The sequence below is a fragment of the Clostridioides sp. ZZV15-6597 genome (genome assembly GCF_020657815.1).
Classification (GTDB): Bacteria; Bacillota; Clostridia; order Peptostreptococcales; family Peptostreptococcaceae; genus Clostridioides.
The window spans coordinates 1-335 of record NZ_JAGWCT010000285.1; the positions used below are offsets into that span (position 1 = coordinate 1).

A 335-nucleotide genomic window follows, 5' to 3' on the forward strand; every position below is an offset into this window, starting at 1 on the left:
ATAAGGACTTACGAATACTTGGAAATTCATTCTTTATTCTTCTACTTGATGCTGATTTATAAGCATTTAGCAGTTTAGATATCTCTGTATTTGGTTTTGCTTTGAATAACAAGTGCACATGGTCAATATCATGATTCCATTCTAGCAACTCCACTCCATAATTTTGGGAGATATCTACAAATATATCTTTTAGTCTATCTGATATAGAGTTATCTATTACTTTTCTTCTATATTTTATACACATAACTAAGTGATAGTGTAACAAAAATACTGAATGATTATTACTATCTAATTTCATTGTAATTACTTCCTTTCAGTTTTTACTACTGATTTTA

At 27.5% G+C, this 335-nt stretch carries 1 protein-coding gene; it reads right to left on the reverse strand.

Annotated elements, in window-relative coordinates; all coding sequences use genetic code 11:
- Window positions 1-298, reverse strand: a 298-nt coding sequence (gene tnpA, locus KGF52_RS21230) for an IS200/IS605 family transposase (protein WP_227841543.1), incomplete at its 3' end; no start/stop codon positions are given.
- Window positions 299-335 lie beyond the last annotated feature (37 nt).